Origin of the sequence: Bacillus sp. ISL-41, from assembly GCF_018613235.1 — a bacterium.
GTDB lineage: Bacteria > Bacillota > Bacilli > Bacillales > Cytobacillaceae > Mesobacillus.
The window spans coordinates 1-25,893 of sequence record NZ_JAGGQP010000023.1 but is presented as its reverse complement, the minus strand read 5'-3'; the positions used below and the strand labels follow the sequence as shown (position 1 = coordinate 25,893).

The window sequence follows — 25,893 nt, the reverse complement described above, 5'->3', positions numbered from 1 at the left end:
GCTACCCCTTGGGCTTGAATTATTCATCCTGGTGCTCAAACCAATTACATTTGAAAATCCCTGCTTCAAAAAATGAGACAGAACCTGCTTCTTATGAAAATTGCAGCCTGTTCTCTGTAACTACTATAACGATTTAAAACGATATTTCAAAGCCATAGACTGGCAAAAGCGCACCTCCATTAAGATGCGCTTTTCGCAAGATTGCTATTTGGTTTCATCGATTATCCATCCGCCGCTTAATCTACCACTATATAAGTGGCTTTGACTGGCCCATGCACACCGACGATCAGGTTCATTTCAATGTCGGCGCTGTTGCTGGGACCGGTGATGAAGCTGACGTAGGATGGGACGTCCTCGCCTCCGGCCTGGGCTTGATGGATATGTCTGGCTGCCTGGGTCATCCGGGGCACGAGGGTGCTTTTCGGGATGATGGCAATGAACGTCCGCGGCAGCAGACTGATCGAACGGCCATTGTCTTTGGTATTGAACAATGTCACGGTGCCTGACTCGGCAAGCGTGATGTCACTGAACACAAGTCCTACATCCGCTTGTTCCGCGATCTTTTGATTTTCCTTGCCAAGCGAGGCATCCCACACATGAACATCCAGCTGGTCGCCCTGTTCTTCAAAAAGCTTCGTGATTCCATACTCCTGATGACGCGCGTCTTTAGAAGTAACAATCGCCTTGCCTTCATAGGCCTGAAGCGTTTCGTTCAGCACCTTGGTCAGCCCGGCACGGTCGGTCCGTTTAAAAGTAGTGTGGATGACCTTGCAATGTTTTTCGAGCACTTCGACCAATTCGTCCTGGCTCATGCCTTTGAACACTTCATCCTGCGGAGTGACGCTCCATTGCGGCCGCTCTACTCCTTCTGTCCGCCGCTCCCGACCAAGCCTGGACGCCAGCTTATCTAAAAAGGCTTCTCGATTTTGGATGCTCATTTGGATTCACCGTCCTTCTGTCTTTGCTTGAACCACGAACGGAACGATTGTCCCTGTGGCGCGTAAAAATCTCGTACTTCTGTCCAAGCTTTCAATGGTCCCGGTCCATTTTCAATCATTCCGTCTTTTATCCATGGCCCAAGAGCTGGTTTGGCCATTTTCGCACTCATATTATAGATCGACGGGTTAGAAGCCCATGCGGCAAAACCCTTCATCATCAACTTCTCTGCTGTTGGAGCTTTCCCCTCTTTTTCAACAATGATCTGGCGGTGGCGGATCAGATGCTCATGCAATGGAATTTTAACAGGACAGGCTTCGGTACAGGCCGCGCACAAGGTTGATGCATACGGAAGCTCTTTATGATCGTCATAACCTTCCAGCAACGGAGTGATGACTGCACCGATTGGGCCTGGATAAATCGAGTTATACGCATGTCCGCCGATATGGCGGTAAACCGGACAGGCATTGATGCAGGCTGCACAACGAATGCAATGCAAGGCGGATTGGAACTCAGTTCCGAGTATCTTAGAGCGGCCATTATCGACAACAACCAAATGGAATTCCTCTGGACCATCAACCTCTTCATCAAGACGTGCCCCAGTAAGCGCGGTAATATAGCTCGTCAGTTTCTGGCCAACCGCCGCGCGCGTCAATAAGCTGACAAGGACCTCCATTTCCTCCCATGTCGGCACAATTCGCTCCATGCCCATTACCGTAATTACGGTATCCGGAAGAGCTGTCACCATTTCGGCGTTGCCCTCATTTGTGACCAGAGTGATCGATCCTGACTCCGCAATCGCAAAGTTACAGCCTGTCACGCCGACATCGGCCGATAAAAAGTCCTGACGCAGCTGCTCACGGGCGAAGGCGGCCAGTTCTTCGGGCGTATCAGAACCGGTATAGCCTTTTTTCTTCGCAAAAGTCTCACGGATTTGCTGTTTATTTTTGTGCAGCGCAGGAGTCACGATATGGGATGGCGGATCTTCGTCCAATTGCAGAATCCATTCGCCAAGATCGGATTCAACCACTTCAGCCCCAACTTCCTCAAGCGCCTTATTTAAGCCGATTTCCTCGGTGACCATCGATTTCGCTTTAACGACTTTTTTCGCCTGTTTCTTTTGGATAATGCTTTTCACATACTGATTGGCTTCTTCCGCTGTCTCAGCAAAAAATACATGTCCGCCGCGTCTCGATACTTGCTCACTCAGTTTCTGCAGATAGTAATCGAGGTTTTCCAGCGTATGGGTACGGATTTCCTCCCCCAGATTGCGCCAGTCCTCCCAGTTTCCAAGTTCCTCAGCCTGCGTGATCCGTCCAGTCCGGAATCTTCCCTGCGCGGAGGAAACAGCCTGCCGCATAAAATCATCCTTAATCCCTTTTTGGATTCTCTCTTTATAAGGAACCTCACCAATTTTGATACTCATCTCTTTTCCCTCCATTCCTTAGTGAGTATTTAAAATCTCCGTGATGTGAATGATCTTTACTTTTTTGCCTTCACGCTCCATGCGTCCGCCAATATTCATCAAGCAGCCCATATCGGCGCCAACCAAATATTCCGCTTGAGTCTCTGATACATGCCGGGATTTTTCACTCACCATCTCCTGCGAGATCACCGGGTTTTTCACGGCAAACGTTCCGCCGAAGCCGCAACAGTCCTCTTCCCATGGCAAATCGACCAGTTCAACCCCCTTCACATTGCGCAGCAAGATTTTCGGCTGTTCTTTTACCCCAAGCAGGCGTTTCATATGGCAGGAGGAATGGAAGGTCACTCTTCCTTTAAAAGTCGAGCCCAAATCGGTAATGCCCATTACATCCACAAGGAACTCGGTAATTTCATAGCATTTAGCACCAAAGACTTTCGCTTCTTCCTCCCACTGAGGGTCTCCGGCAAAGATATGCGGATATTCCTTCAGCATGCTCACACAGGAGCCTGATGGCCCAACAACATATTCTGAATGACGAAAAGCCTTCATCATTTGCCTCATCGCAGCTTTCGCCTCTTCCAGATACCCGCTGTTGTAGGCAGGCTGGCCGCAGCATGTCTGCTCCATCGGGTAATCGACTTCACATCCAACTCTCTCAAGAAGCTCAAGCGTATTTTTCGCTACATCCGCAAAAAGAATATCGCTCAGACACGTACTAAATAAGGATACTTTCATATTTGTCCACCTCTGGTAAAAGTCAGCCGACGACTGCGCTAATTACTCAATGTACTTGAATAGCCGGTCCTGAACATTCTGTAAATGCTCAAGCATAGCCTGGCGCGGCTCGTCTGGCTGTCGATTTTTAATTGCTTCAAAAATCCGTCGATGCATTGTATGCAAATCTTGGCGGTCTTTTAGAAATATATAAGATGTAAGTATTTTACTAGATTACTATGTTGTGCAAGTTCAGTTCATACAAGGATTCTCCCTATTATCATTCTACAATTATTACCAAGGTGAAAAAAGGACTGAGTGAAAATCTTTATTATTAATACAAATTATTGACCCTCAATGAACTAAATTTTTTACGTACAAAAAAGCCTTATCCACCAAAAGGATAAGGCTTTCAATCTGCTATCTCCTAGTCTATTTATTAATGGCGCAGCACTAATTCCGAAGTGTTGCGAACCTGTTCACTCAGGTCGAAACGGTCTGCATTCATGACCTTGACCCATGCCGAAATAAAATCCCGTACAAACTTCTCTTTGTTATCGTCCTGTGCATATACTTCTGCAATCGCACGCAGCTGTGAGTTTGAACCGAAGACGAGGTCGACTCTAGTGGCTGTCCGAACAACATCACCTGTCTTGCGGTCACGTCCCTCATAGACAGCACTGTCAGCGGGCTTCCACTCAATCCCCATATCCAATAGATTCACAAAGAAATCATTCGTCAGTGTGCCGATGCGGTCAGTAAATACGCCGTGTTTTGTCCCGCCATGGTTCGTACCGAGGACACGCATTCCGCCGACCAATGCCGTCATTTCCGGTGCACTAAGATTTAACAGCTGTGCCTTGTCCAGTAAAAGCTCTTCCGGACTCACACCATACTGCTTTTTCTGATAGTTGCGGAATCCGTCGGCATAAGGTTCCAGCACTGCAAAGCCTTCAGCATCTGTCTGCTCTTCAGTCGCATCCCCGCGTCCAGGAGCAAACGGAACGGTTACATCAAAGCCTGCATTTCGGGCAGCTTTCTCGATCGCCGCACTTCCGCCGAGTACAATCAAGTCGGCAAGGCTGACTTCTTGATCCAATTGACTTCGGATGTCTTCGAGTACACCGATCACCTTTGATAGCTGTTCCGGCTCATTCACTTCCCAATCCTTTTGCGGAGCCAGACGGATGCGGGCACCATTCGCTCCTCCGCGGAAGTCCGAGCCGCGGAAGGTACTTGCTGAAGCCCAGGCAGTCGTAACCAACTCGCCGATCGTAAGCCCGGAATCCAGGATCAATTCCTTGATCTTTTCCGCTTCTTTATCGGTTAATTCATAATCAACAGCTGGGACAGGATCCTGCCAGACAAAGTCTTCTTCAGGCACTTCCGGACCTTTATACCTAGATTTAGGACCCATATCACGATGCAATAATTTGAACCAGGCACGCGCAAAAGCATCCGCGAATTCTTCTGGATTCTGATGGAATCGGCGCGAGATTTTTTCGTATGCCGGATCATGGCGCAAGGCAATATCGGTTGTAAGCATCATGGTTGGAACTTTTACAGATGCATCCTCAGCGTCCGGTGCAAGGTCCTTCTCAGCTGGATCTACAGCCAGCCATTGATAGGCACCTGCCGGACTCTTCGTCAGCCACCATTCGTATCCGAATAATAAATCAAAGTATCCATTATCCCATTGTGTCGGATTTGCCGTCCAGGCACCTTCCAGGCCGCTCGTGATTGTATCACGTCCCTTGCCGCTGCCATATGCACTTTTCCAGCCTAAGCCCATTTCTTCAATAGCAGCAGCTTCTGGTTCCGGACCAACCTTGGCCGCATCCCCTGCACCGTGGGCTTTACCAAAAGTATGCCCGCCAGCGATCAGCGCTACAGTTTCTTCATCGTTCATGCCCATCCGCGCAAAGGTTTCGCGAATGTCCTTAGCTGCTGCCAGCGGATCAGGCTTGCCATTCGGTCCTTCAGGATTCACATAGATCAGACCCATTTGCACGGCAGCAAGCGGGTTTTCCAACTCGCGGTCGCCAGTGTACCGTTTATCGCCAAGCCATTCTGACTCAACGCCCCAGTATGTGTCTTCTTCTGGATGCCAAATATCCGGCCTTCCTGCCCCAAATCCGATTGTCTTGCCGCCCATCGACTCAATAGCCACATTGCCTGCCAGTAAAATCAAATCAGCCCAGGAAATCTTGTTTCCATACTTTTGCTTTAGCGGCCATAGCAGTCGGCGCGCCTTATCAAGATTGCCGTTATCAGGCCAGCTGTTCAGCGGTGCGAAACGCTGCGATCCAGTTCCGCCGCCTCCACGGCCATCGCCAATACGATAGGTGCCTGCCGAGTGCCAGGCCATCCGGATGAACAATGGCCCATAATGTCCGTAGTCAGCCGGCCACCAGTCCTGGCTTGTTGTCATAAAGTCATGCAAGTCCTGTTTCAGAGCATCATAATCCAGCTTCTTGAATTCTTCATTATAATTAAAATCTTCTCCCATAGGATTGGATTTTCTGTCATGCTGATGGAGAATATTCAATTGTAACTGGTTTGGCCACCAGTCCCGATTCGTCGTCCCACTAGTTTTATGACTAGTAGCACCCCCGTGCGTAAACGGGCATTTTCCAACCTTTGCAGTATCCTTGTCCATTTTCTTTCCCCTTTCGTAAAAATAGAAATAATTAAACTTTCAACATTAATAACTATGAAAGAGACAAGGAATTTAGTATTTATAATTGGAATCTTTTATGTTTGAAGGCAAAAGAGGATGGAATATTGGGGAACTAAGGTTGGATTCCGATGAATGACTGCTAGCCAAAATACACTTCTACACTTTTTTCTTTCTGTGCCGTTTCCAAACAGCTTTTGATAAAGAGGAAGATTTGCTTTTGATCCCAGGATGTACAATCACTTTCCGACGGTGCAGCAGTTTTAAAGAATTTTTTATAGCCCTTCATAGCTTTTTCGACTTGTTGCAGCGAAAAGACCGAACTCTTACCTGACCCACTGACTCCGGCATAGAACTGGTAGGCATCAAGGAAACGATACAGCAGGAGTGCATTATGATTCCCCATGCTAAAGCGCGCATAAGCAATTTCTTCCCTTGCTTTATTTAAGCCGTAAATATCATGACCCATTAATATTCCTCCTTCAAAATTGAAATTGCAACGTTATATAAACGCTGGAAGCTTCGTTAAGTTCACATGGATACCACTCCTTTCACGCTTGAATAAAAATTTTAGAAATAATATGAAAAATTTTACAGGAGATACGAGGTTTTAATAATGAGGAACTTATAATAGATTTGCATGTATTAATATAGGAATCATTGTTTGAATGGAGAAACAATTGAGAGCGGGATACGAGAGGATTTGAGAAGTTTCATTATGCTGGTTACCTGCTGAAAAAATAATACCATATTACGTATCTATTAAATTAAGCTTTATTAGAACTTATCGACAATTATGTGAACGCTCACTACTCTAATCATAGGAAAGCGCCCCCAATAAATTTGTTGCCTGAAGTTCTAGCTCCATACAAAAGGTCCTGGCATCATATAATTTGCCTCTTACTTATACTCTAGAGTACTTCTACAACAATAAGAATCAACGAAAAAAGGAGTGACCCCATAACTGGATGGTCACTCTCAGAATATTAACTTACTTTCTATTCCAGAAACGCCGGGCAGTGATAGCAGATAAGAATTCATTTTCAAAGTTTTGGTTTCCTGAAGCAAACACCACTCCGGCCAGATTATTATATTCAGAGGGCTGGAAATAAGACTGTCCAGTGGCTGCAACACCGATTGGCTTAAAATATTTGTAAGTGCCATTAATATACTCAGCAACATTTGAATTGAAGGCCGGCTGATTTCCAGTGTGCCCGCCGACTACATAAATGGAGTCATACAGAACGTGGTGAGTGGAGACAAATATCTGATCAATTTTTATTTTTGTTCCATCTGCTCCGGTAACTGTTCCAAGCTTTTCACTGATCGTTTCAACGAAAACACCGTGCTGTTTCAGCGATTCAATTGCATTCTTCACCTCTTGGCCGTTAAACCCATTTCCAATCAGTACGCCTGTTTTTAATGTATGAGGATAATGCGGTGTATTCTCCTGGCTTACTGCCGGGGAAGAAGCTGTGACGGGAACATTCTGGCCGGCTGGCGGGTTCACACCCACATTGTCGGCAATGATGGCAGCCATTTCCCTATCGACGTTCACAAACATATCGACTACCTGCTGGCGAACAGATTCCCGTTTGACTTTAGCGAGTTCAAAACTGAATGCATCAATAATATGCTGTTTCTCAACTCCAGACATACTGTTCCAAAATAGCCTCGCATGCGAAAAATAATCCTTGAAAGATTCGCTGCTGGCCTTAATCTTCGGTCCTTCCACATGCTCAGGATAATGGACAAATCCTCCTTGTTCTGGAGGAGTCGGGCCAGGTGTATTATTGGCTATAGAGTTTTTGTAATAGTTTACTTGATCAACATCAATTCGGTATCGGCTATAGCTGTCCCGTTGGTTATTATGAAAAGGGCATAGAGATTTGTTAATCGGCAAATCCGGGTAATTGGATCCTCCCAGCCTGTGTTGCTGGGTAATTTTATAAGTGAATGTCCTTCCCTGTAAAATCGGATCATTGCTAAAGTTGATTCCCGGAACAAGATTGGTTACATCAAATGCAGCTTGCTCTGTTTCGGCAAAAAAATTATCGACATTGCGATTCAGGGTCATTTTGCCGATTAATTCAACAGGCACCAGTTCCTCAGGCCAAATCTTCGTAGGATCAATCACATCAAAATCAAACTTATGCTCATCTTCCTCGGGAATCATCTGTACGCCCAGTTCGTATACCGGGTAAGCACCACGCTCGATTGCTTCCCTTAAATCCCTTCTATGGTAATCTGGATCGATTCCCCCAATAATCAGCGACTCCTCGTTGAGGAAGGAATGGACACCCAGGACAGGCTTCCAATGGAACCTGACAAAATGCGCTTTGCCCTGTTCATTGACAAACCGGAAAATATTGATTCCAAACCCCTCCATCATTCTCCAGCTTCTAGGTACCGCCCGATCAGACATCACCCACATCACAAAATGGGCCGATTCCTGATTATTAGCCACAAAGTCCCAAAAATTATCGTGTGCGGCCGAAGCAGTCGGCATATCATTATGCGGTTCAGGCTTTAAGGCATGCTGTGAATCCACAAATTTAAAAGCATCATGAACAACAAATACAGGTAATTGCAGTCCCAGTAAATCGTAATTTCCTTCCTCTGTATAAAACTTGACTGCAAAGCCGCGTACATCCCTGGCAGTATCCATGGAACCTTTGCCGCCCTGCACGGTCGAAAACCGCACAAATACAGGCGTTTTAATCCCAGGCTCCTGCAAAAAACCAGCCTTTGTAAACTTCTTCATCGATCTATACGATTCAAACTCCCCATGCACGCCAAATCCTCTGGCATGAACAACTCTTTCCGGGATCCGTTCCGTGTCAAAATGCATCTGCTTCTGAAAAAAATGAAAATCCTCCATGAGCACAGGACCGCGGTCGCCTGCTTTTAAGGTATTTTCATTATTAGCGACCTTCAGACCTTCATTTGTCGTAATTTTTTCGCCAGTGTTTTGTACACGGAACTGATCAAGTTGTTCATTCTTCCGATTCCTTTTTTCCAAGTCATCAAATCCTGAAGATTTATCCATGTATTCACCCCACATAGCCCGTTTATTGTTCAACCCACTCATATATATGTATTTTTGCAGTGATTAGAACTTTGATGCCATGCACGACCGCAAGCACAAAATTAAAGCAGGAACCTAATCGGTTCCTGCTTACTGGTAAATTTAAATTTCGGTCATATTAAGACGCCTTTTTAATTTCAATCACTTTGCCTTCATGACGCCATTTCTTGAATTCGACAGCGGCGGTGAACAGGACGTCTGTGGATGAATTAAGGGCTGTTTCAAAGGAATCTTGTAGAACACCAATGATGAATCCTACTGCGACCACTTGCATGGCGACATCATTCGGGATGCCGAACAAGCTGGATGCGAGCGGGATCAGCAACAGGGAACCGCCAGCTACACCTGAAGCGCCGGCAGCACTGACTGCAGCCAAAACACTTAGAATGACAGCAGTCGGCAGATCCACTTGAATGCCAAGCGTATGAACAGCAGCCAGTGTCATAACCGAGATGGTCACAGCTGCTCCAGCCATATTGATGGTCGCTCCTAATGGAATGGATACAGAATAGGAGTCCTTATCAAGGCCTAATTCTTCGCATATTTTAATATTCACTGGGATATTTGAAGCGGAACTGCGTGTAAAGAAGGCAGTAATGCCACTTTCTTTTAAACATTTAAATACAAGCGGATATGGATTTTGCCTGATTAATGTAAACACGATGAACGGATTGACAACAAGCGCCACTACAAGCATGCAGCCAATCAGGACGGCAAGCAATTTCCCATAGCCGAGCAAAGAACTTAAACCATTTGTCGTAATCGATTCGAACACAAGACCCATGATTCCAAGCGGCGCGAATTTAATCACCCAGGCAACGATTTTGGACATGGCATCGGCCAAATTTCCAATCACAGTTTTTGTTGAATCAGCTGCACTCTTTAGAGCGAAACCGATCAGGGTTGCCCAGGCCAAAATACCGATATAATTAGCATTCATAATTGCGTTAACCGGGTTATCAACAATGTTGAGCAATAGGGTCTTGAGGACCTCCACCACACTTCCAGGAGGCGTCATGCCCTCAGCGCCAACTGTAAGCTTCAAGCTCACCGGGAACATAAAACTAGCAATAACGGCAATAAGTCCGGCTGCAAATGTACCTAAAAGATATAAAGAAATGATCGTCTTCATGTTTGTTTTATGCCCGCGTTTGTGCTGGACAATCGCCGACATTACCAAAAATAATACTAATACAGGAGCAACTGCTTTCAGGGCACCTACAAACAAAGACCCTAAAATAGCAACCGGCTTTGCAAGCTCCGGAATTGTTAATGCCAAGACCACGCCGATGATCAATCCTGCGATAATCTGTTTTACCAGGCTTACTTGATTCCACTTCCTCAGTAAATCTTTCATCGTCTTTTCCCCCTCATGCAATCTCTCTGCCATCCTACTTTTCCACATTTGATTTTCAAGAGGCACAAAATTGATAGTTGACTATTAGGATAAATATCGAATAATAGTTGTCCTCTGGAAAAACACAAATGTCCTTGTTTCGTGTATTATAGACGCTAAATTAGTATATTACAATATAAAACTTCTAATATACTAAAAGTCTTAACTATCTAAATACTCAGTTAATAATACATCGAATTGTATTTACCTGTTAATAGATAATTCTACCCAGTAAAGACCCCTTTTTTAATAAGGCTCTGTTAAACCAGGCTGTTGATTTGCGTTCCAGGCGCTTCGCTTTCCGCGGGCAGTCGGGGAGCCTCCTCGGCGCTTATGCGCCTGCGGGGTCTCCCCATGACTTGCTCCTCCCGCAGGAGTCTACGCGCCTTCCACTACAATCAACAGGCTTTAAAACAACATTGGTCTTTAACAGGGCCTTTAGTAAACCAAAATTTCAACCATCTTTCTTTTTTTTGCAAAAAAAAGGCCTCATCCACCAACGAATAAGACTTACTAATTTTATGCAAAGTACTATTTTGGCAACAGCCTCCACATGCGTTTAGTCACAAGAGATGCTGGTTAGACCTATTAAAAATCCCTCAAACTCATAGCCTGAGGGATTTCAAATTACCATTTATATTGATTAATAAATTCCGACCGCATCGAATCCTGAATGAACGGCTGCCTCTTCCTCGCTGCCTTCGCCATAAAGATCAATGGCTGACTGGACAATCGCCTGTCGTGCATCGCTGAAATCGGAATTGGAAGTTAAGTAAACCGTTAAAGCGCGATAATAGATCTTTCCTAATTTTTCTCTTCCAAGGTCTTGAGCGATCAAGTATGCGGCATGGTTTGTAATCGATGAATTAACATGGACACCGCCCCCATCTACCGAAGTTGGCATATGATAAAACTCGTCCATGTGGTCTGGATAGACTCCGCCATTTGTACTGTATGCTCTTCTTTGCTCATTGCTGACGATAACCCCATTTGGATTGCTTAAGCTGCGCAATACGGTTGAACCGTTAGCCTTAGCCTCCGGTGCCATAATATCCTCGCCCATTTCCCAATCGCTGTCGTCAACCAGGGCACCAAATACATCGGCAAATGATTCGTTTAGTGCTCCTGATTGATTTCGATAAACCAATTTTGCAGAATGAGAGATTACACCATGTGTCATCTCATGAGCTGCAACATCGAGGCCAGCTGATAAGGAAATCATGAACTTCCCGTCACCATCGCCATAGGTCATCCAGCGTCCATTCCAGGAAGCATTGTTGTAATTGTTTCCATAGTGAACTTTAGAAATGATCGCCATCCCATTCCCATCAAGAGAATTTCGGCCATGTTCATTCAGGAAATAATTATAAACTTTTTCGGAATTATAGTGTGCATCGACAGCCGCTCGATCATAATCGCTGATAAACGATGCCGAGTTCCCCACATACACCGTATCGTTACTAGAGGTGTTATCATTTTTAGCATCATAGGTTACGATGCCCCCAAGATTCTCATGAGAGTAATCCGCCAACGCAAATTTAGTTCCGGCATTAGGATCTTTTACCTGCGTGATATGGAGCTCCCTGTGGTCGCCATGTACACCTTTCCCTGCACCTTTCTGCGTTTGCTCATCAGCATGCATTAAGCCATTGTACTGATCAATTACCTCTCCCGTTTTTGCATCTACAAAAACGAACCAGTTGCCAGGCTCATCTCCCATGAAGTTGACATTCACTTTATAAGCTGTATAATTCTTACCCTCAAAAGGCAGGACAACAAGCTCAGAAGTTGGTTCGTATATCAACTCTTCTGGTGCATTGACAGAAGCCAAAGCCGCGCTCAAAGCTTCATCGCTGCTTAATGACGCATTTGTGTCGACTGAATCTGCTGTAATGGTCTGATTGGTTCTTCCGTTGACAGACACGATTTCATTATTATTATTAAAATGAACAATAACCTCGGCGCCTTCAACATTTATACCATTTACAGATTGATTAAAGCGAACGTGAGTCATGCCTAGTTGATCTTTTTCAGTGCTCTTTACCTTGAGGTTTTGATCAGGGTGAGGAATTCCAGTTTTGTCTTGGTTTTTCTTCAGATAATTTAACGCATTAGAAGCTGTGCTGGAAATGAACTTCTCAGAGAATCGCTCCTTGACGAACAAAGGAACACTTGCTTTCTCATTCCATTCCTTGAAAGCTTGTCCACTGCCAGCCTGACTTGAATCAGCTGGCTGCGCGAACACACTGCTAACCGGGATAGAACCTACCAACATTGCCGACGACAGAACCACGGGTAAAATAAACTTCTTCTTCAAAATACCATTCCTCCCATCAATTTCCATTGGATGGGTTAATTATATATTTCCAGAAACGAAATATCATGAATAATTAGAATTATTTGAATAAATTAAAAATCTGGATAAAATAGCCTAATTCCAGGATATCGGGCAGACTCCTTGTCCTTCTAATTTCCTTCATTGACTCAGGCATTTTGGATTACCAATTTAGGAGCGGACCATGATTAAGGAACTTCCGTTCACAAAAAATAGAGGCCTCCAGAATAGAGGCCTCGATCTTTATAGCTTCCACAATATCTTTTACTGTTCACCCATACCATTAGAATTCTTAGAAGCAAATTGATCAAGCAAGTCACGCACTTCATCCGTTGACTTTGTGTTCATTAATTGATTTCTTAATGTACTCGCCCCGTGGAAACCTTTAACATAGATTTTGAAAAAGCGATGAAGAGCCGTGAACGGCCGCAGCTCTAAATGTGAATATTTATCATGGAGTTCCATATGCAGTCTTAAGAGGTCAAGCAATTCCTCACTGCTATGTTGTTTCTGTTCCTTTTCAAAGGCAAATGGATTATGGAAAATGCCTCGGCCAATCATAACTCCATCTACACCATATTGCTCAACCAACTCCAAGCCGGTCTGACGGTCAGGGATATCCCCATTGATTGTCAAAAGTGTATCTGGTGCCACTTCGTCACGAAGTTTCTTGATCTCCGGAATCAGCTCCCAATGCGCATCTACTTTGCTCATTTCATCCCTTGTACGCAGATGAATGGACAGATTGACAATGTCTTGTTCCAATATGTGTTTCAGCCAGCTCTGCCATTCATCTACTTCCGTGAAGCCAAGCCTTGTTTTTACACTTACAGGCAATCCTCCTGCTTTTGCTGCCTGGATTAATTCTGCTGCAACGTCCGGACGACGGATCAGGCCGCTTCCTTTCCCGTTCTGCACCACATTGGGTACCGGACAGCCCATATTGATATCCAGACCCTTAAAGCCCATTTCCGCCATGCCAATACTCATCTGGCGGAAGTTTTCAGGCTTGTCCCCCCATATATGAGCGACAATTGGCTGTTCATCCTCTGTAAAAGTCAAACGTCCGCGTACACTCTTGATCCCATCCGGGTGACAATAGCTCTCACTGTTTGTAAACTCTGTAAAAAACACATCCGGTCTCGCCGCTTCACTTACAACATGACGAAAAACAACATCTGTCACTTCTTCCATTGGTGCCAATATAAAAAATGGCCGTGGTAAATCACGCCAGAAATTTTCTTTCATAATCGTTCAATCCCTCTCATCATGGGATATCAGGCCAAACCCCGTATCCCAAAATTAAAAAGCAGAATACACCTGCTCCATTTACACTTATACCATGCTTTAGCACTTTTTATCAAACTGATCGTAAATGGTAATTTTAACTTCTCACTTACTGTACAACAAATAGCATTCCACGAGGCTAGTTAAAATAAAGCATTGCCTGGACACCAATATCCCACATCCGCATTCGAACGGGTTTCACATATTCAACCCTTTACATAAAATGTGAAGAAACTCTTTTACAGGAGGGACAATAATGGCCACCATCAGTCTATGCATGATTGTTAAAAATGAAGAAGAAGTATTGGAGAACTGCCTCAAAAGTGTACAGGAAATCTGTGATGAAATCGTCATTGTCGATACCGGGTCAACTGACAGGACGAAGGAAATAGCCAGGCAGTACACTCATAAAGTGCTCGATTTTGAATGGATTGACGACTTTTCCGCAGCCCGGAACTTTGCCTTTAGCAATGCCACGATGGATTATATCCTTTGGCTCGATGCTGATGACATTTTGCTGCCGGACGACCAGCAAAAATTCAAAAAGCTGAAAGCAAAACTGAATCCGGATGTGGATGCTGTCTCCATGAAATATGTCATCCTCAGGGATGAATATGGGAACCCGACTTTCCACTACAGAAGGAACCGTCTGGTGAAGAGGAATAAGAATTTCAAGTGGATAGGACCTGTACATGAATATCTTGAAGTAAGCGGCAATATTTTATCCTCTGATATATCAATAGAGCATAAAAAGGATGAAAAACAATCGACTGGCCAATCATCTGACAGGAATTTAAGAATATATGAAAAGCGGATTAAAAGAGGCGAGGACTTTTCACCAAGGGATCTGTACTATTATGCTAATGAGCTGCGTGATCATAGGCAATATGAAAAAGCGATCATTTATTACAACGAGTTCCTTGGAGGCAAAAAAGGCTGGGTGGAGGATAACATAAGAGCGTGTATGAATCTGGCTGATTGCCATGCCCATATAGGCGAAAAGGACGAAGAAATGGAAGCTTTGCTGAAGTCGCTGTCTTTCGATGCACCCCGGCCTGAACCGTGCTGCCGGATCGGAGATATTTTCAAGGCCAAACAGAATTATCAAACAGCAATTTTTTGGTATACTGCCGCCACACAAATAAATAAAGACACAGCCGGCTTCCAGAACGAGGCATATTCAACCTGGTATCCGAATCTTCAGCTTTGCGTGTGCCATTGGGAACTGGGAAATGTCCAAAAATCTATAAAGCATAATAAAATGGCGAAAAAATACCGCCCCCATGACGAGCAGATTTTATTCAACGAAAAATTTTTCAGCGATTTTTTGAAGAGTAAAAAGGAAAAGAAGTAAGGCTGCCCCCTTACTTCTTTTTCATTCCGAATAAATTACATATCATAACGAATCACTTCCAGCTGTCAATTGTCTTCTTCAATCCCTCTTTCAAAGAAAACTTAGGTTCCCACCCCAGTTTCTTTTTGGCCAATTGATTATTTAGGCAGCTATGGAGAATATCGCCGGTCCGGAATTTTTTATGAATGGGTGCCAGCTTCGTATTCAGTAATGCATTGATTTCTTCCACGAGCGAGTTAATGGTCATTTCGTGATTGCTGCTAATATTGAAAACACCGCGGCAATCCTTTTTCAAGGCAGCAAGATTCGCTGCAGCAACGTCTTCTACATAAATAAAGTCCCTTGTTTGTTCACCATTTCCAAAGATTACTGGCGGTTCATTATTGATCATTTTTTTTATGAAAATCGAAACGACACCTCCTTCTCCCTCTGCATCCTGTCTGGCTCCATACACATTCGCATAGCGCAGGATTGTATAATCCACATCATATTGCTGGGAATAAAGGGAGATGTACATTTCCGGCGTGTATTTCGAAATGCCATAGTTTGATAGAGGTTGAACAGGGTGGCGTTCATCCACAGGCAAATAGACGGGGTTTCCATACACTGCGGCCGACGATGAATAAATCAATTTACAATGATGTTTTTTACATAGTTCCAATATTTTTAGCGTGCCCAAAATATTGGTCTCAGCGTCCAGACCGGAGTTTCCGGTTGATTTCTGGACACTGATCTGTGCTGCAAGATGGATGACTGCATCCGGCCTTTCCTTTTCAAAAATAGACCCTAAACCGTCATCCAGTATATTCAATGAATAAAAGGCGGCCCCTGGATGCAGAAAGTCCTTTTTTCCTGAAGAAAGATTATCCACTACTACTGTTTCACAGCGTTTGTCCGCCAGTGAATCTGCAATATGTGAGCCAATAAAACCAGCACCTCCAGTTATTAAAACCTTCATTTTAACCCTCCTGGATTTCAAAATAAAACCTTACTATTTACATATGAAGCATCACAATGTCTTGTTTGGACTTTCAACAGAACCTTTGCGGCAACACACCAATATAATGTTAAGAATCATATATGAAAGGAGACTGCGCTTTGGCCTATTCATTTACGAAAGAGCAATGGGAAAACATTTTTAAAGTGGGGTATCCCGGAACCTGGGATATTGGCACACTTGCTGCAGAAGCAATGTATAGAGGCGGTGAAGCTCTTGTAAAGAAGCATCTGGAGGATGGCCAGTATCTCCCGTACAATATTGAGGACATCATTGAAGCGGGCTTAAATCAGCTTTCTAAAGAGATCATTTCTTTAAAAACGCCTGCAGAGGTTTATGCCCGAGTGCTGAAAGCTTTGGACGAGAAGACAGGGTTAAGCGTCATCCGTTTAGGCGATGGTGAGGTCCTTGCTTTGGCCCACGATATCCTCGTTTCTTCAGAAGAGATTAATAAAAATGGTAAATTACAGTATGCGTTAGGCGGTTTCAAGGTTCCAAATCATGAAAAAAGGCAGCTCTTGCTAGAGAATCTGCAGGAAGCGGATATAGTCGGCATTCCAGAAGCAAGATATCCTACCTACCAGCGGTTGTTCAATAACCTGGCAAAGGAGATTAAACTTCCTTTAAACCAAACATACTTCACAAGTTCCCAGATTAATTACAAAATGAACGAAGAAACCAACTGCTACCATCACCTGTTAAGTCATTATCGAGTCCTTCTGATCGGAAACCGGGCAAACGACGGCAAGGTATTTTTGAATGCCAAAGGCTATCATTCCATTGTTGGCACCATCCCAGTACCCGGTATTTCCTCTGTGGAAGAAATACTTGATCAAGCGAGTACTTATGAATTTGATGTCGCTCTTGTTTCTGCAGGGATACCAGCTAACCTGATTTGTGTTGAGCTGGCCAAGCAAAAGAAAGTAGCTTTGGATTTTGGACATTTGCTTGATTGGTATATCAAAGGCATCCGCGTACTTAGGAAAAGCTAGTGAAATGTAAGAGTGAAAGGTTGGTTTATACGATAGAAGCGTAAGGATTCCCGTTCTTCACCAATGCGGGGATTTTTTTTTACGCAAAAAAGCCTTACTTCCATCTTGTTCGAAGTAAAACTTTTTCTGACAGTTATTTTTTCTCGAGTAATCCTTTGATTTCAAGAGCTACCTCGACGGCCGCATACCCTTGGTGCACGCCAACCAACGGCTGGACTTCATTTCTTATGCACGCTGCAAAATGTTCCAATTCTTGGTGCAACGGATCTGCCAACGGGGTTGTCAAAATCAGAATCTCAGATTCTATTTCAAATGGATGTTCTACTGAAGCTGTTCCGTTTTTTACAATTCTTTGCCTTCTTGTCAGATAATCTGTTCTGATTACTTTTTCTTCTTCTAAAATTGTTAGTGTCCTTTCCTTTTCGTGAGAGGCATTGCTGGCTGTCAGGGTAGCGATCACTCCGTTTTCAAAAGAGATCAGGGCTGTCACGGTATCAAAATGATTTACTTTTGAGCCGCGGACCCCCTCGGCAGCAATACGGGAAATCGGACTATCCACTAAGCTTAAAAGGATATCTATATCATGTATCATCACATCCAGGACAACATCGCTATCCTTAATCCTGTTAGAGAGCCCCAAACGTTTCGCTTCAACGCTGATCATCTTATCTCTGTCCAAGCATTTGGATAGCTGCTGGATGACAGGATTAAACCTCTCGATATGGCCTACCTGGAAGATCAGCTCCTTATTGCTAAGCAGACTCTTTATGTTATTCGCTTCCTCTATGGAAACGGTGATAGGTTTTTCTACTAATATATGCTTATCTGCTAGAATCGCTTCTTTCACTAATGCGAAATGGAGCCTTGTAGGAGCTGCAATTACTACTGCTTCCACATTTTTTAATAAATCCTGGTAGCTTTCAAAAGCCCTTACATCTATCTGACTCGCAATCTCCCTTGCTTTTTCAAGATCCTTATCGTAAATCCCTGCAAACTCGACATTTTTCATCTGTTTCAATTTATGGCAATGGTACGTCCCCATCTTTCCCGTCCCAACAACACCTATACGGATCAGTTTCACTGGGATGCACCTGCCACTTTTTTTATCTCGGAGATAATGAACTCCTGGTCCGAGACAGTCATGGTCGGATTAATCGGCAGGGCAAGTATTTTTTTTGCTGCATTTTCAGCAACAGGAAAATCCCCTTCTTTATAGTTCAAATAGCTAAAAGCTTTCTGTAAATGAAGCGGGACAGGATAGTAGATTCCAGTAGCAATGCCCATATCGTTTAAGTAGGAAGACAGTTTATCGCGGTTATCGGTCTCTATACAATACTGATGATAGGTATGCTCTTTGTCACTTAGGGAAGGAGGCGTCTTCATCAGCCCCTTTAATTCGCGAGTATAAGTGTTGGCAACCCCCATCCTCTTAAACAAAAACAGATCCAGGAGCTTGAGCTTTTCACTCAGGACCGCAGCCTGGATTTCGTCCAGCCTGCTATTGACTCCTATATAAGAATGGATATACCTCATCTTGCTTCCATGATTCCGAAGCTGGCATATCTTATCGTTTATATCCTTATCATTTGTCACCGTCATTCCAGCATCGCCAAATGCGCCAAGATTTTTTGACGGAAAAAATGAAAAACAGCCGATATCTCCAATAGTACCTGCTTTTTCCCCTTGATACTCCGTCCCTATTGCCTGACAGGCATCCTCAATGACTTTAAGATTATGAGCGGAAGCAACCTTCATGATCGCATCCATTTCTGCGGCTTTTCCGAACAAATGGACGACGATGATTGCTTTCGTTTTTTCCGTAATCGCAGCTTCAATTTTATTGGGGTCAATATTATAGGTATCTGGTTCTATATCCACAAAAACTGGTGCGGCACCCGCTCGTGCAATCATTTCCCCCGTCGCATAAAAGGTAAAAGGTGTCGTGATCACTTCATCGCCTGTTCCAATTCCAAGGGCTTCAAGAGCCAGCAACAAAGCATCCGTCCCATTTGCTACTCCTGCTGCATACCGGCAGCCCAGATACCTGGCAAGTTCGTCTTCAAATTGCTTTCCCCGCCCACCCAGGATATAGGACCCACTTTCCAATACCTGGAGTACAGACCGTTTAATCGGTTCGCCATATAGTTCATACTCCTTATATAAATCCACCATTGGAATCCTCATGAAATTCCTCCCCCCTCTGTCCCTCGGGGTGTAATTGCTTTTGCAGGCACTCCTGCAGAAACGGTATGGCCGTCAACATCCTTTATGACGACAGAGCCAGCCCCTACAATAGCTTGATCTCCCACGGTAATACCCGGAAGCAGTGAAGCGTTATTGCCAATTTTTGCCCCATTTTTAACATGGGGCCCCTTTAAAGCGAACTCCCTCGCACCCATGTATTTATCATTGGACATTGAAACACATGGCCCAAGGAAGACATTGTCCTCTAAAATGGTGTCACCTGTTACATACGCAAGCGTCTGGACGGTGACATTCTTCCCGATCCTCGTATTCAGTTCAACCATCGCACCTCTGCCAATTACGGAACCGCTGCCGATTGACGAATTTTCCCTGATACTGGCATGGTCTCCGATAAAAACATGCTCATGTATTTCTGTATTTGCATATATCGATACAAGGCTGCCAATCCGGGTATAGGGTTGAATTCGCAATGGCTGCTGGAAACCGTCCGATTTCCTCATTTTTTTATTGCCTGCTGGTTTTACTCCTAAGACGCAGTTCGACCCGATTGCTACGTGATCACCAATATAAGTGCCCTCCAATATGACCGTATTATGGCCTATCGTCACATTTTCTCCGATATGGACATTGTCTTCTATGACAACATTCATCCCAATAGCCGCACTTTCAGGAATACTCAAATAAATCCCTCTTTTCTTAAACAAACTTTCATCACTTTTTTGCTCATACTAAAATCCTCATATTAAGCTATGAAAATATCTGCAAAAAGTTAAACGTTATTGAGCCTTTTCTTAATTGCGGCACTGGATTCTATCCAGTTGCCTTCATTGCCTGCAAGTTAAAAGTACTCCTCCCGCATGGTATGCATAAAATAAAAAGTGATGGCAACCAGCCAGGTTCAATAAGTCATTCAAAGGAGCTGTGATTATGAAAAATATAACGGTTGTGGGATTAGGCAAGATCGGCCTGACACTTGCTGCCGTTTTTGCAAACAGCGGGCATTACCGGGTGTTTGGAGCGGATGTTAAAGAAGAGGTAATTGAAACAGTAAATAAAGGGATTTCCCATATTAGCAATGAGCCAGGATTGGAAAGCCTGGTCCAGGAGGCTCATAAAAAACAGACCCTTATGGCCACCACTAACACAGCAGAAGCTGTATCGAACTCAGAAATCGTCATTGTCATCGTGCCCGTTTTAATTAATGACCGTGATGAGGTACTCTATCAATATATCGATTCCGCTGTTGAAGAAATAGGCAAAGGAATTAAAAAGGGGACCTTGGTCATCTTTGAAACAACTTTGCCAACTGGTGATACAAGGAATCGATTTGGCAAAAGAATTGAAGGAATTTCAGGCTTAACAATGGGAACGGATTTTTATCTGGGTTATAGTCCGGAAAGGGTTTATTCCAATCGAATTATCGAAGATTTGGCAGCTTATCCAAAAGTAATTGGCGGACTTGATGAGAAAAGTCTTAAGCTGGCGACAGAATTTTATAAGAACGCTCTAAATTGTGATATTTTACAGGTCAGCAGCCTGGAGACAGCGGAGTTCACCAAGGTGGCCGAAAGTGTTTATCGGGATGTGAATATCGCATTGGTGAATGAACTGGCCGTTTATGCAGACCAATTAGGTGTAAATATAAAAGAAGTGATCAAAGCCGCCAACAGCGAACCTTTTTCCCATCTTCATTTACCAGGTATCGGTGTAGGAGGGCATTGCATTCCTGTATATCCTTACTTCTTTATTAACAATGGTTTGGAAAATGGCCTGGTGACGTTATCGAGAGAGATCAATGATAATATGGCCATTTATGCCGTAAAGGGCATTGAGGAAAGAATCCATACATTGGAGCAGCAGAAAGTCCTGATCCTTGGCCTTTCATTTCGAGAAAATGTGAAAGAACACACCAAGTCATCGACTTTGCTGCTCATCAAAGAACTTAAGCAAAAAAATGCGATTGTTTATGTGGAAGACCCTTTATATACCGACGAGGAGATAACCTCATTTGGTGTAATGCCTTTTTCAAAAATAAAGCCAGAAGAAATTGATATCATTATCCTGCAAGCATTCCATGATGAATTTAAAAGCTATGACTTCAAACGCTTTGACAATTGCAAGCTTGTTCTGGATGGAAGGAATGTCCTTGATAAAAAAGAAATCGAAGCTCTGGGCATGGCCTACAAAGGCATTGGCGTAAAATAAGCAACAAAAAACCCCCTTACCACTTGGGGGTTATTTATATCTGTACATATGTTTATCAATGACATTCAGGCTTTTCAGCATCCCGACTGCTTTAATGTTCTGCATAGGTGAACGATACGAGGGTTCAATTTCGAGAGCCTTCATGAAATGCCGGTACGCTTCGTCATACTTTTTCATGGAAAGCAAGGCTTCCCCCAGGTAGTTTTCATCTAAATGATTACGCTTTTGAATTTTAATAAAATGATTCACTGTCCGCTGGTAGTCTTTCTCGATCAGCCCCTTCATCGCTTCATAGAAGACCCGTTCCCGGTCCGTTTTAATCAAAGGAATGGCTTCGTAAAATAATGTGTAAGCCTCGTTCATCATCCAACGTCTTGAAAGTGCTATCCCTGCAATCAATTTAGCCGCAAATAATTTTTGATAGTCTGATTCGCTCCTTGCGTTTAATTCACCAAGTGCTTCAAGGTGTTCATCCGTTATATTCAATTTGACATGCCTTGAAAGCACCTCCTGACTTTTTTGGTTCGTAACATTCGTTTGGTGCCTTCGGTACAGGTACAATGGTTCAGGAACATGGTAAGGAACCCATTTACCCTGTGCCACCTTGACAATATAATCAGTGTCAGAACCCACTTTAATCGATTCATCGTACAGGATGCCTTCTACCGCTTCCTTCCTGAAAAGAATACTGGCATTATTGAAAGGGGTACCGACGTTTAGAAAAAAGGGATAAATATCATCAGGAGAAATATTAAAGGATTGCCAATAGCCAAAAGGCTGACCTGTTTCACTAATCAGCAGCATATCAGAATGGGAATAGCCGATATTTTCATCACAAAGCCCTTCTAGCAATCGTTCAAATCGATTCGGCAAAGATAAATCGTCAGCACCATGAAAGGTAATGAACTCACCCTTAGCGTGGGTTAGACCGGCATTAAAAGCGGCGGCCACCCCCTTATTTTCCTGCTTGAAATAGCGAATCCTTTCATCATCGAATGATTTGACCACTTGCTCACTTTGGTCCGTAGAACCGTCATTTATTATAATAATCTCTAAATCTTTGACTGTTTGAGTTAATAAACTTTCTAGTGTATCCTTCAAAAACTTTTCCCCATTATATACGGGCAGAATTACACTAATCATTTTAACACCCCATAATAGATTGAGTAGAACCTGCAGGTTAGAGCAAATCCTGCAGGGCTTATTAAAATTGGCACTATCATTTTAATAGTTTTGAATATCAAAGAAGAATTCCGGATAAGACGCTGCATCTCCGAGTACTTTCATATATTCATGATTGGAGTCCTTCATATTTTCTTCATCTGTGATTAAATTTGCCAGGAAGTAAAAATCAGCATTGTAAGGATAAAGGTTCCTTAAATTCTTCAATCTTTTCTTAGCCTCTTGCTTTCTTTGCAGCCTCATGAGAGCCAGGATCATCCATCGGGCTGTAACAGCTTTTTCTTCTGGATTCCCCTGTTCATATTGAGACTGAAATTCTTCCAGTGCTTTTTCATAGTCCTTTACTATAAATGAACTGTAACCGGAGTAATTCAGCAACTGCAGCTTATTTACCGCGTTCACAGGACAAAAACAATACTCTGTCAGGCCCTGCTCTCCATTTTTCCGGCGAGCCATTACTTCCCATCTGGCTATTCGAGGTACTTTCTCTATCTCATGAAGGACAGGCACTTTAACCAGATCGGCATTCGTCACTCTCAAAAACTTTTTAAATTTCTCATAATCCCCGGGCTTTATAAAATCCTCAAGCTGGACAGCTATCTCCCAGTCATCATCCATACCCTCTATGTCATGAGATGCAATCTGTTTATAATATGCGTAGATGTCCTGGATGATTGTATCCCAATGGTACTGTTTTGCCGTTGTTAATCCATTTGATATTAAACTTTCTTTTATCTCATCATTTTTTAAAACCTCTAAAATCTTGACTGCCATATCCTCTGGGTCCTTCATATTGCATATATACGCATTTTTCTGATGAACTGCATATTCCAGGGACCCCCGATTATTAGTGGTAACTACAGGGCATCCACATGCCATCGCTTCTAAAGGCGGCAACGGGAAGTTTTCATAAGAGGATCCGCATACGTACAAATCCGCACCTCTATATAAATTACCGATCATTGGTTGGGGAGGATTGACAAAAACTTTTGCGACACTGGTTTTTATCTTGTCTGATGGCTGTTCTGGAGTGATCCAATAAAGGTCAATATCCATCTCTTTTTTTACCTTTTCATAAGCTTCAATAATATCTGGTATCCGCTTAAACGAGGAGCTCTCACCGCCAACCATCAATATATACGGGCGGTCTCCCATCACCTTTTCCCCCTGTGCAGAGAAGATTTTGTCATCTACTGCATTCGGGAAAACCTCTGCTTCTCTCCCATAAACATCTCCGATTAGCTCCGACGCTTGATTGGATACAGTGTATACGAATGGAACGATATCAAATTGCTTGTGAATGAAGTTTTCCAGCGTGGAATTCATTGTTTCATAGTCAAAAAGATGGAAATCACCCTGTTCAAAATAAACAACAGGGGCAATACCCGTTTCAATGCATGCCTGAATATGGTCCCAATAAGTCGCGACAATCACGTCACAATTCGGAATCCCTTTAGCCAGGTCAATGTCAAATGGAACCTGGATATATTCGGCTTCAATCGGAAACCATGACGGCTGCTGGAAATGGGATACCAACGTTACTTTAGCTCCTGCTTTGGTCAGTTTATTTGCGTGTTCGAGTATGACTTTTACTCCTCCCGAAATCGCTACAAGGGTCATTGCATAGACAATATGGAGCTGTTGTTTCTTGCTTTTCCTTGCTTGAGTTACGTGTTGCTTTTTAGCATAAGGAAGACGTGATAACCGTTTATTGAATTCATTTGCTCTGAGTTTTTGGAACAATAGCAAACACCTCCAAATTACCATTAAGGATATTCCTTTTGAGGTAAGAGATTTTGATTTTAAAGAAACCAGTATAATGTAATTTATGTTTAACTAATTAAATGTTTCTTTTATTAATTCTTTAAGGATTATGATTCTCATTTTATATGCACGGTTTATTTGAATTAATAACAGAGCCCAAAATCATTAAATGGGACAATTGCTCTACGTTTGAACCAGCCTATCTAACAATGAATCTATTTAATATTCCCTCTCAAATTGTATAAATACAAACGTTTATCAAGAAAAAACAAAATAGAGGAAAGATTAAAATCTTCCCTCTAACTTTTTGGCTATGTCAAAACTCAATGTTGTTTTAAAACTACGTTGATTAAAGCGGAAGGCGCGAGACTCCTGAGGGAGGCACGGAACTGGGAGACCCCACAGGCGTGAATAGGGCAGAGGAGGGGCCGCCGGCCTCCCGTGACAGCGAAGCAAGCAGCGAGAGAAATCATCACGCAAGTTTAACATAGCCAAATTTCCTCTTTTACATGCTCTACTAGTTGGAATAAAACTCCTTAACTAATATATCCTATATGACATGTTGCTATTGCTATATCATCACCTAAATTAACTGCACCAACAAATACTCCCTCAACCGTACCAGTAAAAGTAGTTCCACCGGCATTAATAGAAATTCCTTGATTTGGTGGGATAGAACTTAGTGCTGTTCTAATCGCAGCTTCACATTCCTCTTCACAATCTAATGGAGGCTCCGGCTCTGGTAATACTAGGAATTCTAATCCGTTAGATGTAAACGTACCCTGTTGAAGTGAAATGGCAACAATTTCGCAAATATTAACTATAGCAACTAGTTGACCTCCTGGACCTTCAAGTCTTACTGCACCATTACCAATGATCTCAACTGGGAATCCTGCTCCAGTACTAGCGTCATTTTCAGTCCTAATATTTATCGAAATATCATTAGCTGGGTCATCATCAGTATTAATTTCTACAATTTGTTCTAAAAGCTCTCTTATTTGTTCAGTACAAATACATCCAATATCTGGACAATCACATTCTCCTGTTGGTCCTTGTGGTCCGGTTGGTCCGGTTGGTCCCGTTGGTCCTGTCGGCCCAGTCGGTCCCGTTGGTCCTGTCGGCCCTGTCGGCCCTGTTGGTCCGGTCGGTCCTGTTGGCCCCGTTGGTCCTGTTGGCCCTGTTGGTCCCGTTGGTCCGGTTGGTCCGGTTGGTCCTGTTGGTCCCGTTGGTCCGGTTGGTCCCGTCGGTCCGGTTGGTCCGGTTGGTCCCGTTGGTCCGGTTGGTCCTGTTGGTCCGGTTGGTCCGGTTGGTCCGGTTGGTCCTGTCGGCCCTGTT

General features: G+C 43.6%; 20 protein-coding genes. 3 read left to right on the top strand and 17 right to left on the bottom strand.

Annotated elements, in window-relative coordinates:
• Positions 1–236 precede the first annotated feature (236 nt).
• The 10 genes from J7I80_RS10815 to J7I80_RS10770 all read right to left on the bottom strand — a co-directional run bounded on the left by J7I80_RS10815 (position 237) and on the right by J7I80_RS10770 (position 13,820).
• Positions 237–938 carry a LutC/YkgG family protein gene (locus J7I80_RS10815; RefSeq protein WP_214738358.1) on the bottom strand — a complete coding sequence of 234 codons (702 nt, stop codon included), beginning with the start codon at positions 936–938 and terminating at the stop codon, positions 237–239.
• Positions 935–2,362, bottom strand: coding sequence for a LutB/LldF family L-lactate oxidation iron-sulfur protein (locus J7I80_RS10810; RefSeq protein WP_214738356.1), 1,428 nt, complete (start codon positions 2,360–2,362; stop codon positions 935–937). The genes J7I80_RS10815 and J7I80_RS10810 overlap by 4 nt, the downstream gene beginning before the upstream one ends.
• An 18-nt stretch (positions 2,363–2,380) precedes the next feature.
• On the bottom strand, positions 2,381–3,097 hold the full coding sequence (locus J7I80_RS10805; protein ID WP_214738353.1) for a (Fe-S)-binding protein: 717 nt from the start codon (positions 3,095–3,097) through the stop codon (positions 2,381–2,383).
• A gap of 42 nt (positions 3,098–3,139) precedes the next feature.
• The gene (locus J7I80_RS23660) at positions 3,140–3,286 is read right to left on the bottom strand and encodes an FCD domain-containing protein (RefSeq protein WP_353050104.1); all 147 of its coding nucleotides are present in this window, start codon (positions 3,284–3,286) and stop codon (positions 3,140–3,142) included.
• A 229-nt stretch (positions 3,287–3,515) separates the two neighbouring features.
• Positions 3,516–5,735: a catalase/peroxidase HPI gene (katG, locus tag J7I80_RS10795; RefSeq protein ID WP_214738349.1), complete on the bottom strand. Its 2,220-nt coding sequence runs from the start codon at positions 5,733–5,735 to the stop codon at positions 3,516–3,518.
• A 160-nt stretch (positions 5,736–5,895) separates the two neighbouring features.
• Complete coding sequence (locus J7I80_RS10790; RefSeq protein ID WP_214738348.1) at positions 5,896–6,222, bottom strand: hypothetical protein; 327 nt, start codon at positions 6,220–6,222, stop codon at positions 5,896–5,898.
• A gap of 522 nt (positions 6,223–6,744) precedes the next feature.
• A complete protein-coding gene (locus J7I80_RS10785) occupies positions 6,745–8,802 on the bottom strand; it encodes a catalase (protein ID WP_251027711.1) in 2,058 nt (685 codons plus the stop codon).
• Positions 8,803–8,959: 157 nt separating this feature from the next.
• A complete protein-coding gene (sstT, locus tag J7I80_RS10780) occupies positions 8,960–10,198 on the bottom strand; it encodes a serine/threonine transporter SstT (protein ID WP_214738346.1) in 1,239 nt (412 codons plus the stop codon).
• 682 nt (positions 10,199–10,880) lie between these two features.
• A complete protein-coding gene (locus tag J7I80_RS10775; protein WP_214738344.1) occupies positions 10,881–12,554 on the bottom strand; it encodes a M4 family metallopeptidase in 1,674 nt (557 codons plus the stop codon).
• Positions 12,555–12,836: 282 nt separating this feature from the next.
• The gene (locus J7I80_RS10770) at positions 12,837–13,820 is read right to left on the bottom strand and encodes a tRNA dihydrouridine synthase (RefSeq protein ID WP_214738343.1); all 984 of its coding nucleotides are present in this window, start codon (positions 13,818–13,820) and stop codon (positions 12,837–12,839) included.
• Positions 13,821–14,115: 295 nt separating this feature from the next.
• Here J7I80_RS10770 and J7I80_RS10765 point away from each other — a divergent pair, with 295 nt between their 5' ends.
• A complete protein-coding gene (locus J7I80_RS10765) occupies positions 14,116–15,213 on the top strand; it encodes a glycosyltransferase (protein ID WP_214738341.1) in 1,098 nt (365 codons plus the stop codon).
• Between the two features lie 52 nt (positions 15,214–15,265).
• On the opposite strand, the gene J7I80_RS10760 is transcribed toward J7I80_RS10765, so the two are convergent.
• Positions 15,266–16,171, bottom strand: a complete 906-nt coding sequence (locus J7I80_RS10760; protein WP_214738339.1) for an NAD-dependent epimerase/dehydratase family protein — start codon at positions 16,169–16,171, stop codon at positions 15,266–15,268.
• 140 nt (positions 16,172–16,311) lie between these two features.
• Here J7I80_RS10760 and J7I80_RS10755 point away from each other — a divergent pair, with 140 nt between their 5' ends.
• A complete protein-coding gene (locus tag J7I80_RS10755; protein WP_214738337.1) occupies positions 16,312–17,202 on the top strand; it encodes a GT-D fold domain-containing protein in 891 nt (296 codons plus the stop codon).
• Between the two features lie 133 nt (positions 17,203–17,335).
• On the opposite strand, the gene J7I80_RS10750 is transcribed toward J7I80_RS10755, so the two are convergent.
• The 3 genes from J7I80_RS10750 to J7I80_RS10740 are packed head-to-tail and all read right to left on the bottom strand — an operon-like array spanning position 17,336 to position 20,087.
• The gene (locus J7I80_RS10750; protein ID WP_214738335.1) at positions 17,336–18,283 is read right to left on the bottom strand and encodes a Gfo/Idh/MocA family oxidoreductase; all 948 of its coding nucleotides are present in this window, start codon (positions 18,281–18,283) and stop codon (positions 17,336–17,338) included.
• Positions 18,280–19,386, bottom strand: a complete 1,107-nt coding sequence (locus tag J7I80_RS10745) for a DegT/DnrJ/EryC1/StrS family aminotransferase (protein WP_214738334.1) — start codon at positions 19,384–19,386, stop codon at positions 18,280–18,282. The genes J7I80_RS10750 and J7I80_RS10745 overlap by 4 nt, the downstream gene beginning before the upstream one ends.
• Positions 19,383–20,087, bottom strand: coding sequence for a DapH/DapD/GlmU-related protein (locus J7I80_RS10740; protein ID WP_214738331.1), 705 nt, complete (start codon positions 20,085–20,087; stop codon positions 19,383–19,385). Before J7I80_RS10740 ends, J7I80_RS10745 begins: the two co-directional genes overlap by 4 nt.
• 247 nt (positions 20,088–20,334) lie before the next feature.
• Between J7I80_RS10740 and J7I80_RS10735 the strand changes: the two genes are divergently transcribed.
• On the top strand, positions 20,335–21,612 hold the full coding sequence (locus J7I80_RS10735; protein WP_214738329.1) for a nucleotide sugar dehydrogenase: 1,278 nt from the start codon (positions 20,335–20,337) through the stop codon (positions 21,610–21,612).
• A gap of 30 nt (positions 21,613–21,642) precedes the next feature.
• On the opposite strand, the gene J7I80_RS10730 is transcribed toward J7I80_RS10735, so the two are convergent.
• From J7I80_RS10730 to J7I80_RS10720, 3 genes are all read right to left on the bottom strand, one after another.
• Entirely contained in the window at positions 21,643–22,755 is a 1,113-nt protein-coding gene (locus tag J7I80_RS10730; protein ID WP_214738327.1) for a glycosyltransferase, read from the bottom strand.
• Between the two features lie 81 nt (positions 22,756–22,836).
• Positions 22,837–24,537 (bottom strand): glycosyltransferase family 4 protein, encoded by a 1,701-nt coding sequence (locus J7I80_RS10725; protein WP_214738325.1) that lies wholly within the window; start codon positions 24,535–24,537, stop codon positions 22,837–22,839.
• Positions 24,538–25,094: 557 nt separating this feature from the next.
• A partial coding sequence (locus J7I80_RS10720) for a hypothetical protein (RefSeq protein WP_214738324.1) occupies positions 25,095–25,893 on the bottom strand: 799 nt, incomplete at its 5' end.

Coding starts and splice junctions, on each gene's coding strand:
- J7I80_RS10815 (WP_214738358.1), bottom strand. CDS start 938: ATGAGCATCCAAAATCGAGAAGCCTTTTTAGATAAGCTGGCGTCCAGG.
- J7I80_RS10810 (WP_214738356.1), bottom strand. CDS start 2,362: ATGAGTATCAAAATTGGTGAGGTTCCTTATAAAGAGAGAATCCAAAAA.
- J7I80_RS10805 (WP_214738353.1), bottom strand. CDS start 3,097: ATGAAAGTATCCTTATTTAGTACGTGTCTGAGCGATATTCTTTTTGCG.
- katG (WP_214738349.1), bottom strand. CDS start 5,735: ATGGACAAGGATACTGCAAAGGTTGGAAAATGCCCGTTTACGCACGGG.
- J7I80_RS10790 (WP_214738348.1), bottom strand. CDS start 6,222: ATGGGTCATGATATTTACGGCTTAAATAAAGCAAGGGAAGAAATTGCT.
- J7I80_RS10785 (WP_251027711.1), bottom strand. CDS start 8,802: ATGGATAAATCTTCAGGATTTGATGACTTGGAAAAAAGGAATCGGAAG.
- sstT (WP_214738346.1), bottom strand. CDS start 10,198: ATGAAAGATTTACTGAGGAAGTGGAATCAAGTAAGCCTGGTAAAACAG.
- J7I80_RS10770 (WP_214738343.1), bottom strand. CDS start 13,820: ATGAAAGAAAATTTCTGGCGTGATTTACCACGGCCATTTTTTATATTG.
- J7I80_RS10765 (WP_214738341.1), top strand. CDS start 14,116: ATGGCCACCATCAGTCTATGCATGATTGTTAAAAATGAAGAAGAAGTA.
- J7I80_RS10760 (WP_214738339.1), bottom strand. CDS start 16,171: ATGAAGGTTTTAATAACTGGAGGTGCTGGTTTTATTGGCTCACATATT.
- J7I80_RS10745 (WP_214738334.1), bottom strand. CDS start 19,386: ATGAGGATTCCAATGGTGGATTTATATAAGGAGTATGAACTATATGGC.
- J7I80_RS10735 (WP_214738329.1), top strand. CDS start 20,335: ATGAAAAATATAACGGTTGTGGGATTAGGCAAGATCGGCCTGACACTT.
- J7I80_RS10730 (WP_214738327.1), bottom strand. CDS start 22,755: ATGATTAGTGTAATTCTGCCCGTATATAATGGGGAAAAGTTTTTGAAG.